Below are 8,167 nucleotides of genomic sequence, written 5' to 3'. Positions count from 1 at the left end.
ATTATCGCAATTAACTGCTAATTATCAAATTAAATGCCCTCGCACCGCTTTGATATCATTATGTTCCGATTCTTGCGGTTTAATGGAAAGTCACACTGTTCGTCGGTCATCTTGTGGGGCTGCTTACACCGGCGGCCGTTTTTAATTTCGTCGGCGTCAGCCATGGCTTCAAGCAGGTCACCGCACTTGCCGTCGGGGGCATCGCCGGCATCGCCGCCTTCATCGGGTGCAGCCTTCTTCTCCACCGCCGTCTCTTTGACCCGCGCATCCGGCGTAGTTCCTCCAAGGGCGACATCATGGTGCTGGTGTTGCTGTGGCTGCAACTCTTCCTCGGCCTGTCCACCACCATCTGGACGGTGAACGCGCTCGACGGGCACGAGATGGTGCTGTTCATGGGCTGGGCGAGCGGCCTTACCCGGTTTGATCCGGGCGCCTCGGCGCTGATCCTCGACACAGCGCTTGTCTACAAGCTGCATATCGTGCTCGGCCTGACGCTTTTCCTGATTACGCCGTTTACGCGCCTCGTCCATATCTGGAGCGCGCCAATCTGGTATCTTTTCCGGCCCGGCTACCAGATCGTACGGTCACATTCGAAGACCGGCGTCAGCACGACGCCGACGCTCGGCCCGGCAGGGCTCGCCCCGAGCTTCGGCGGCGATACCGTTCCTCGATCCCATAGCGAGAGCGCGCAATGACCAGACATACCCTTATCGACAATGTTGGAACCGCGGCGCGGCCAGCGGCGGCAATGCCCAGCGCCTGTGAAAGCGGCGGCTGCGGTTCATCGAGCCACGATCCACGGCTGGCGCCCGCGCCGCCGAGTTTCGGCGCCGTCATTGTCAATGGCGTGGAGATTGAACCCGAGGCGATCGCGCTGGAAATCCAGCATCATCCCGCCCCGGACGGGGTGACCGCCTGGAAAGAGGCGGCGCGGGCGCTGGCCATCCGCGAACTCCTGCTTCAGGAGGCTCGGCATCTCGGCATCGAGCCGGACTCGCAAGAGGATGAGGCCGGACGCGGCGAGATAGAGGAGGATGCGATTATCCGTGTCCTGCTGGAGCGGCAGCTCGAACCGGCGGCGGCCGGGGAAGAAGAATGCCGGCGCTACTACCAGAACCGTATCAATCGTTTCCGCACGCCTGATCTCTTTGAAGCTTCCCACATCCTTATCGAGCCGGATGGCGATGACGATGGCGCGTGGGCCTCGGCCGAGGCGCAGGCCTCAGCCATTGTGGCGGAACTGGGAGACGATCCACAAATGTTCGCCTCGGCGGCGCGCGAGTTCTCCAAGTGCCCGTCGGCGCATCAGAACGGTTCGCTCGGTCAGATAAGGCGGGGGGAACTGGTCGACGCCGTCCAGACGGCGCTGGAGGCGCTTCCCGAGGGAACCACGGGCCGCGAGCCGGTCCGCTCGCGCTTTGGCTGGCATGTGCTCAGGCTGCAGCGCAAGATCGATGGGCGAACGCTTCCCTTCGACGTGGTCAAGGACAAGATCGTCGACATGCTGGAGGCGCGCGCCTGGGCTGTCGCGGCGTCGCATTACACGGCGAAGCTGGCGCGATCGGCGGAGATAGAAGGCGTGCAGATCGATCCGGCCGCCATAGGAGGCGCCTGATGCCAACGCTGGGCGACATGCTTGGCGCGGCGCGTCGTTCGGCGGCCGGCCTCCAGCGGTGGATCGAAACCGCCGACCCTGATCTTGCCGAAGAGGTGAGAATGGCGGCTGCGCGCGCCGGAGATTCCCCGAGCGGCTTCGCGCGAGCGGCGGTCGCCGATTTCAGCCGCTTTGCCGATGAAGAAGCGTGGGCGCAGCTCACCAGAATTGTACGCGACCATGAAGACCCGGGGACAGCATGCCTCGCCGCCATGGTGGCCTGGCGGCTGGCGGCAACGACGTGCGAGAGGCATTCTTCCTGACGCTCAGACGAGGAGCAAACGATGAGCACCAACCCTCCGGACCGGCCGGCGCACGCCGCCGACAGCGCGCCGCTCAATCCCGCTCTGAAGCAGGCGCATGACGCCACCTATGGTCCCGACCAGAGCGGCACCGATCCGATGGCGACGGTTTCCGTCAAGAAGAATGAAGGAGCCGCATGGCCCATGATCTGGGCGGTGACCACCATCGTTTGCGTCATCATCGCGATCGCGCTGATATTCTTCTGACACCAGGAGATGGCGCGGCAGCTTTCACTCGCCGCAAGGCGAACCTGGAAGACGGATAGCACGAGAGGCGTGGATGGATAGGAGCGGGAATCTCGGCGTATTGTTCATCACGACCTTCGCATTCACGGTCTGCTTTGCGGTGTGGATGATGTTCGGCGTGACGGGCATTCCGATCCGCAGTCAACTCCAACTCGATTCGACCGAATTCGGGCTGTTGACCGCCACGCCCGTGCTGACCGGAGCGCTGTTTCGGCTGCCGCTCGGCATCTGGACGGATCGTTTCGGTGGGCGTCGCATCATGCTGGCGCTGTTGCTCGGCTGCGCCGTGCCCGTCTGGATTTCGGCCTATGCCACGGCGCTCTGGCAATTTCTGTTGCTTGGCCTCGCCCTGGGCGTCGTCGGCGCGGCCTTCTCGGTCGGCACGCCATATGTGGCGCGATTCTTCCCCAAGGAGCAGCGCGGCTTCGCCATGGGGTTTTTCGGCGCCGGCACGGTGGGTGCCGCGCTCAACATGTTCGTCGCGCCGTTTCTCATCGAACAGTACGGGTGGGAAATGGTGCCGAAGGTTTACGCGGTGACGCTGGTGATCACAGCCGCGCTGTTCTGGATTTTCTCCGCGCCCGACCCGGCGCGGTCCGGCAATGCCGCTCGGTCCATGATGCGGCAGCTCGCTGTGCTGCGCAATCCGCGGGTGTGGAAGTACTGCCAGTACTACTCGATCGTGTTCGGCGGTTTCACGGCCCTGTCAATCTGGATGCCGCAATATTTCACGACGGAGTACGGCTACTCGATCGCTCAGGCGTCATTACTCGCCGCCGCCTTCGCGTTGCCTGGCGGCGCGTTTCGCGCCCTCGGCGGATGGCTGTCGGACCGTTTCGGAGCCCATGCCGTAACCTGGTGGGTGCTATGGATCGCCTGGATCTGCCTTTTCCTGCTCTCCTACCCCAGGACGGAACTGATCGTGCACACCGTTGAAGGGCCGCTGAGTTTCGGCATCGCGCTGCCCACGTGGCTGTTTACGTTCCTGTTGTTCGTGCTCGGCATCGCCTTCGCCTGCGGTATGGCTTCGACCTTCAAGTATATCGGGGACGACTTTCCCGACAGCATGGGTGCGGTGTCGGGCGTGGTCGGCATGGCGGGCGGGCTCGGCGGCTTCTTGCTGCCGATCATGTTCGGCGCCATTCTCGACTGGCTCGGCGTGAATTCCAGTTGTTTCATGCTTCTCTATGGAATCGTCTCGGTGTCTTTGGTGTTGAATTTCCTTACCGAGGTGCGCCGTGCCCCTGTGATGGGCGAGGAAGTAGTGCCTAGAGGCAGGTAACTTCTCTCTGGCTTGTGCAGTGAGAGAAGACGCACGCCGCCCTCTACAGGCGATGCTCCGCAAGATCTCGTTGCCACCAGGATCCTACACAAAGCTCATGACAACGATCGCACCGACGACGATAAGCACGAGACCGGCGATCAGCATGGGCAACAGGGTGCTGTTGGAATTATCGTCTCCGGCTTGATCGCCCGGAGCGTGAGTTCGCTCGTCACCATTTCTATCTTTAGACATGGTCGCTGCTTTCTCGCTTTGTTGGACGGCTGGCTGTCTAATCGACGGCATTGGGTATTTTGCGGTTCGTCCCGCATCACCTCCCAGGAATACGGGCGGATGCGGGCATCGGACGATCCCCGAAATCGACCCCCAGCCGCTGGATGATCCTTCCGGCCTCATTCACCACGAGCCTGAAACGGCGGTTGTCGGTAAAGAACGTCAGACGGAAACAGCCTGCATCCTCGCCTGTTCCCCGCTCGCACAGACTGGTGATGCAACCTTCGCGCATCATCTCCTGAACGGCTTCCGCCTTCAGCTTCAGTCCCTTCGCGATCACGGCCGCGTCGACCAGTACCTCGCCATCGCCGAATTCGATGCTTGTCATATGCTCCACTCCCCGCGGCTACCATTCAAGATGCCTGGTCTGACGATGCAGGAACACGTCGAAACGGCGCGCCATCTGGGGCTCCGCATTGCGCAGCCTCGCGCAGGCGCGCCCTGCCAAGCGACATGCGGATTCGACATTCCCGGTCTTCGCCAGTTCTCCGAGGCTGTCGAGCAGGATTGCGGCGAGCTCAGCGGCGGTTGCTTGCTTGGTCGAAGGTAAGTCCATATCCGCAGCGCGCTCCGTCACCATCCGCCTCCGCCCCTGATTCCGAGATGCTCCTTCGCCTCGTCGGTCATCATTTCAGGCGTCCATGGCGGCTCGTAGGTCAATGCGACATCGACAAATTCGATCCCGGACACGCTCCAGGCACCGTCTCGCGCGCCTTCCTTGAGATAGTTCGTCGCTGGACATCCTTTGGTCGTGGTCGTCATCACGATGTTCGCAACGCCGCCATCCGCGATGCCAACGAAATAGATCAGGCCGAGGTCGACGATGTTGTATCCGAGCTCGGGATCGATCACGAGCCGAAGCGCTTCACGCACCTGTTCGGCAAGCGCGTCGTTGGCCTCGACTGTCACGCCGCCGCCTCCCGACTGGAGCCGACGCGGACGAGGATTCTGTAAGTGGCGCCGTCGCCCTCGAATGCGCCCTGCCATTGATGGCCTCGCTTGGCGAGTTCCGGCATAAGGAATACGGGCTCGCGGCAGAGCAGCGCCGACAGGACCTCGCCCTCGTGCATCTTCTCGAGCGCAGCAAGAATGCGCACCATCGGTTCGGGCGGATCGAGGTCGCGGTTGTCGAGCGTGAGCGCCGAATCGGGCCAGACGCCCTCTGCTGGCGTCGCAACGACATCGGCCTCCGTCGCCGCTTCGGTAGTGGCTTCCGGCGTAAAGAGCACTTCCCATTCGCCGTCTTCCAGCTCTTTCAGCTCATGGGAGAAGCCTTTCGATCCAAGCACATGCAGCAGAGGCACCGGCTTAAAGGTCGCAAACAGGCGAAGGCCCTGTCCCGCCGGCAGAGTCGCCACCGCGGCCGTGATCTGTTCGAAGGGTTCTTCTCCAGCGCGCAGGGCGGGCCGAACGTCGAGATCCACGTATTTGACGGTCATCAGATTTCTCCTCGGCTATCGGGGTTGCGTAAGGGAAAGAAGCAGGCGCGGCCTGCGCACGCCCTCGGGAAAGCGCGCCGGGACAGGGACGTTGTCGAGAAAGCGCGTACGCACGAACTGAATGCAAAGGCCGACTGTTGCGAGCAACATCGCGCCCGCGCAGACGCGGAAGAGTGTCGCCTGGTCGCACAGGAGCGCCACCGTACCGGACCAAACGGCTATAAAGTAGACAAGGAACCACGGAAAGGCGACGCGCTCCGTGACCAGATCCTGGACGCGCGGCGTCGGTCTCTTGCCAAGAACCGGACCGTAGCATTCGAGCCAGGTCATGAACGCGATGATCTTATAAAGCATTGCAAGTGCGAGACCGCTCAGCCATCCGAAAGCAGTGATGAACGCTATGGCTCCGCCATGGCGTGGCAGGACACCCAGCAATGCAAGGATAAGTGTCAGCACCACAGCCGACGCGAGCGACGCGAGCGCAAAGCCGGCCATGCGGCTATTGAGTTCGATTACCCGCCGCTTGCGCGCCCGGTAAAGGTGAATCATGTCTTTCCAGTAAAGCGCCGCACAGGCGAGTCCGAGCGTAGCGGCTGCTATCAGGACGAAATCGAGATTGCCGTCCATCCAGATAGCGCCGACCCCTCCCAGGATCAGCAACGTGAGCGCGGCAGTTCCGAGACAAAATGCCGCTCGCGTGCTCGTGCCGTCGAGTTCAGGCGCGAGCATGAACATGGCCAGCAGGCGATAGCTGACGCCCATGGCGGTAAAAGTGAGCCAGCCGCCAAGTCCTGCAATCGCATGCACCGGCACGCCTTGCGAGGCGATGGCGAGGAGTGCTGGGTTGGAAATGACGCCGCCAAGCGTGAGTGCGAAGATGATGCCGAGCAGCGCGGTGGCGGCGATGCCGGCCAGTCCGACGGTGACGAAACGTGCAGGTACCGGCAGCGGGCGCGCCGCCCAAAGTGTGCGGCCCAGGTTCCAAAGGGCGAGCGAAAAGCCCGCGCCCAAAAGGATGCTGGCGGCTGGGAAACAGCTATGGGGAACGGAAATGACCCCGGCCAGTTGGAGGAAACCTGCAAGCAGCGCCGTCAGCCCAGCCAGCAGTAGCGCCAGTGTGGGCAGCGGCAGCCAATCGCTGTACAGAGGCCGCGCGACGAGTACCGGCACGAACTGGAATAGCGCACCGAGCATCAGCAGACTCAGCCACCCGATCGCAATGAGATGCACCAGCGCCAGCGTCTCCGGCGCATGGATCGGCGCTACGGGAAACCCGAATCCTGCGGTCATCAATCCTTCCGCGACAATCAGCGCGAGGAGCGCGACCGCAAAATAGGACATCGACCATCTCGACAGGGAAGCGCCCACCATCGGGGATTCTCCTTCGCCTGGTGTTGGTGCGTCGCGCCGCCTCCCTCTCGCGACGCACCGTCGCGTCAGGCCGCCTGCTTCTGCTTGCCGATCTCGACGCGCCAGACGTCCGGCCCGCGCTCCAGATAGATCCAGGAGAACTGGCCGGGATATTCAGCCTCGAGTTGGTAGTAGAGCGGCTTGGGATCGTGGTCATTGACGAGGACGAAGGCTTTTCCCGGCTGCAACTCGTCTACCAGCTGGAAGATCTTCTGGTGGCGTTGCGCAGGCACGAGCATGCGCACGTCCACCGTGTTTGCGTCGGATGTTTGAGGGGTGTTCGACATGGGGTCTGGCTCCATGGTCGCGTCTTCCGAACAGCACACCGCGATCGCGACCGCCCCGGAATGCCGAGTGGGGAAACGGCCCGCCTGTCACCCTGACCGTTGTCGACACTCTTGCTTGTGAAAGATATATTGTCAATGTATCTTATGTCGCTGCTCGATCAGGTGGCGGAGCCAATGAGCGCTGAGAAGTCTGTAGACGGACTGCTTGAATCGCATGCTCGTCACAGGCATCTAACCGCACTCGACCGCCAGCGGCCTGGCCGTCGTAACACGGGAAAATTCTATGCGATTGACCAACTTTTCCGATTATGCCTTGCGCGTGCTCATGTATGCCGGCTCGAAAGACAGCCGTCTGATCACGATCGACGAAACGGCGCGCTTCTACGGCATTTCACGGGCGCACCTGATGAAGGTGGTGAACGCTCTCACCCGCGCCGGTTATCTCAAAGCGGTGCGCGGCCGTTCGGGGGGGCTCATGTTGGGTATGGCCGCAGGCGAGATACTGGTCGGGGACGTCATCCGGCGGACCGAACCGGACTTTGCCCTGGTCGAGTGCTTCACTACCGGAAACCGCTGTACCATCACCAATTGCTGCCGCCTGCGACGCGCGCTGCGCGAGGCGCTGGAGGCGTTTGTCACCTCGCTAGATCGCTACACGCTCGCAGACCTGATCCTTAGCTCGGAAGAATTCGGCATTGCGCCGGCGGCCTGAACAAAATGCTGCGCCGCTGGCGCGAAGCGCCGTCCGGATTATGTGGGCGGGACTCGGGCTGCTTTGCGTTTGTTTGGGACTCCTCGGCATCCTTGTGCCGCTGCTGCCATCGACGCCGTTCCTGCTGCTATCGGCTTGCTGTTTCGCCCGCGGATCGCCTCGCCTGCATCGTTGGTTGAACGAGCATCCCCGCCTCGGACCGCCGATTGAACAATGGAGCAGGCACAGAGCGATTTCCGGCCCGACCAAGCGCAACGCGATGATCGTGATTTTCGCAGTACCGCGCGCCTCCCTCCTCATTGGTGCGCCGTTTTATGTGGTGGGCCTCCAATGTCTCGTGCTGGCTTTTCCGGCGATCTTCATCCTGACCCGACCGCTGCCGCCGGAGGGCGACGCAGCTCGGCCGCGGCCACTGTCCGCCTGGGCGGCAAAAGCAGACGCCGATTCCCCCCAATCGGAGCCGCATAGACACAGAACGGCATGGGTTCCCATCGAATAGGACCGCTTCCGGCTCAGCTCAGCCAGTCGGCGGTGGGCGGTTTCTCGAGTGCGCTCCCCTGTT

Annotated in this window: 14 protein-coding genes; 7 read left to right on the top strand and 7 right to left on the bottom strand. The window is 62.3% G+C overall.

Features of this window, described 5'->3' with window-relative positions; genetic code table 11:
* The first annotated feature begins 95 nt into the window (after nucleotides 1–95).
* The 5 genes from narI to GGR00_RS26220 all read left to right on the top strand — a co-directional run bounded on the left by narI (nucleotide 96) and on the right by GGR00_RS26220 (nucleotide 3,484).
* Complete coding sequence (gene narI, locus GGR00_RS26240) at nucleotides 96–695, top strand: respiratory nitrate reductase subunit gamma (protein WP_184702303.1); 600 nt, start codon at nucleotides 96–98, stop codon at nucleotides 693–695.
* Nucleotides 692–1,615, top strand: coding sequence for a peptidylprolyl isomerase (locus tag GGR00_RS26235; protein ID WP_184702297.1), 924 nt, complete (start codon nucleotides 692–694; stop codon nucleotides 1,613–1,615). Before narI ends, GGR00_RS26235 begins: the two co-directional genes overlap by 4 nt.
* Nucleotides 1,615–1,917, top strand: coding sequence for a hypothetical protein (locus tag GGR00_RS26230; protein ID WP_184702295.1), 303 nt, complete (start codon nucleotides 1,615–1,617; stop codon nucleotides 1,915–1,917). The genes GGR00_RS26235 and GGR00_RS26230 overlap by 1 nt, the downstream gene beginning before the upstream one ends.
* A 21-nt stretch (nucleotides 1,918–1,938) precedes the next feature.
* Nucleotides 1,939–2,163, top strand: coding sequence for a hypothetical protein (locus tag GGR00_RS26225; protein ID WP_184702293.1), 225 nt, complete (start codon nucleotides 1,939–1,941; stop codon nucleotides 2,161–2,163).
* Between the two features lie 100 nt (nucleotides 2,164–2,263).
* Nucleotides 2,264–3,484: an MFS transporter gene (locus GGR00_RS26220; protein ID WP_246441653.1), complete on the top strand. Its 1,221-nt coding sequence runs from the start codon at nucleotides 2,264–2,266 to the stop codon at nucleotides 3,482–3,484.
* Nucleotides 3,485–3,568: 84 nt separating this feature from the next.
* On the opposite strand, the gene GGR00_RS26215 is transcribed toward GGR00_RS26220, so the two are convergent.
* The 7 genes from GGR00_RS26215 to GGR00_RS26185 all read right to left on the bottom strand — a co-directional run bounded on the left by GGR00_RS26215 (nucleotide 3,569) and on the right by GGR00_RS26185 (nucleotide 6,893).
* Nucleotides 3,569–3,718, bottom strand: a complete 150-nt coding sequence (locus GGR00_RS26215; protein ID WP_184702288.1) for a hypothetical protein — start codon at nucleotides 3,716–3,718, stop codon at nucleotides 3,569–3,571.
* Between the two features lie 76 nt (nucleotides 3,719–3,794).
* Nucleotides 3,795–4,085 carry a DUF6522 family protein gene (locus GGR00_RS26210; protein WP_184702287.1) on the bottom strand — a complete coding sequence of 97 codons (291 nt, stop codon included), beginning with the start codon at nucleotides 4,083–4,085 and terminating at the stop codon, nucleotides 3,795–3,797.
* A gap of 18 nt (nucleotides 4,086–4,103) precedes the next feature.
* Nucleotides 4,104–4,334 (bottom strand): hypothetical protein, encoded by a 231-nt coding sequence (locus GGR00_RS26205; protein WP_377865301.1) that lies wholly within the window; start codon nucleotides 4,332–4,334, stop codon nucleotides 4,104–4,106.
* Complete coding sequence (locus GGR00_RS26200) at nucleotides 4,331–4,666, bottom strand: metal-sulfur cluster assembly factor (protein ID WP_343065650.1); 336 nt, start codon at nucleotides 4,664–4,666, stop codon at nucleotides 4,331–4,333. The genes GGR00_RS26205 and GGR00_RS26200 overlap by 4 nt, the downstream gene beginning before the upstream one ends.
* Nucleotides 4,663–5,196: a DUF2249 domain-containing protein gene (locus GGR00_RS26195; protein ID WP_184702281.1), complete on the bottom strand. Its 534-nt coding sequence runs from the start codon at nucleotides 5,194–5,196 to the stop codon at nucleotides 4,663–4,665. Before GGR00_RS26195 ends, GGR00_RS26200 begins: the two co-directional genes overlap by 4 nt.
* A gap of 15 nt (nucleotides 5,197–5,211) precedes the next feature.
* Nucleotides 5,212–6,567, bottom strand: a complete 1,356-nt coding sequence (locus GGR00_RS26190; RefSeq protein ID WP_184702280.1) for a hypothetical protein — start codon at nucleotides 6,565–6,567, stop codon at nucleotides 5,212–5,214.
* Nucleotides 6,568–6,632: 65 nt separating this feature from the next.
* Nucleotides 6,633–6,893: a DUF2249 domain-containing protein gene (locus GGR00_RS26185; RefSeq protein ID WP_184702278.1), complete on the bottom strand. Its 261-nt coding sequence runs from the start codon at nucleotides 6,891–6,893 to the stop codon at nucleotides 6,633–6,635.
* A gap of 283 nt (nucleotides 6,894–7,176) precedes the next feature.
* On the opposite strand from GGR00_RS26185, the gene GGR00_RS26180 reads away from it, so the two are divergent.
* A complete protein-coding gene (locus GGR00_RS26180) occupies nucleotides 7,177–7,605 on the top strand; it encodes an Rrf2 family transcriptional regulator (protein WP_184702276.1) in 429 nt (142 codons plus the stop codon).
* Between the two features lie 40 nt (nucleotides 7,606–7,645).
* Nucleotides 7,646–8,104, top strand: a complete 459-nt coding sequence (locus tag GGR00_RS28725) for a YbaN family protein (RefSeq protein WP_377865306.1) — start codon at nucleotides 7,646–7,648, stop codon at nucleotides 8,102–8,104.
* Nucleotides 8,105–8,167: the final 63 nt, after the last annotated feature.

Source organism: Aminobacter aganoensis (assembly GCF_014206975.1).
In the GTDB taxonomy this organism is placed as follows: Bacteria; Pseudomonadota; Alphaproteobacteria; order Rhizobiales; family Rhizobiaceae; genus Aminobacter; species Aminobacter aganoensis.
This window is presented reverse-complemented; position numbering and strand designations above follow the sequence as displayed.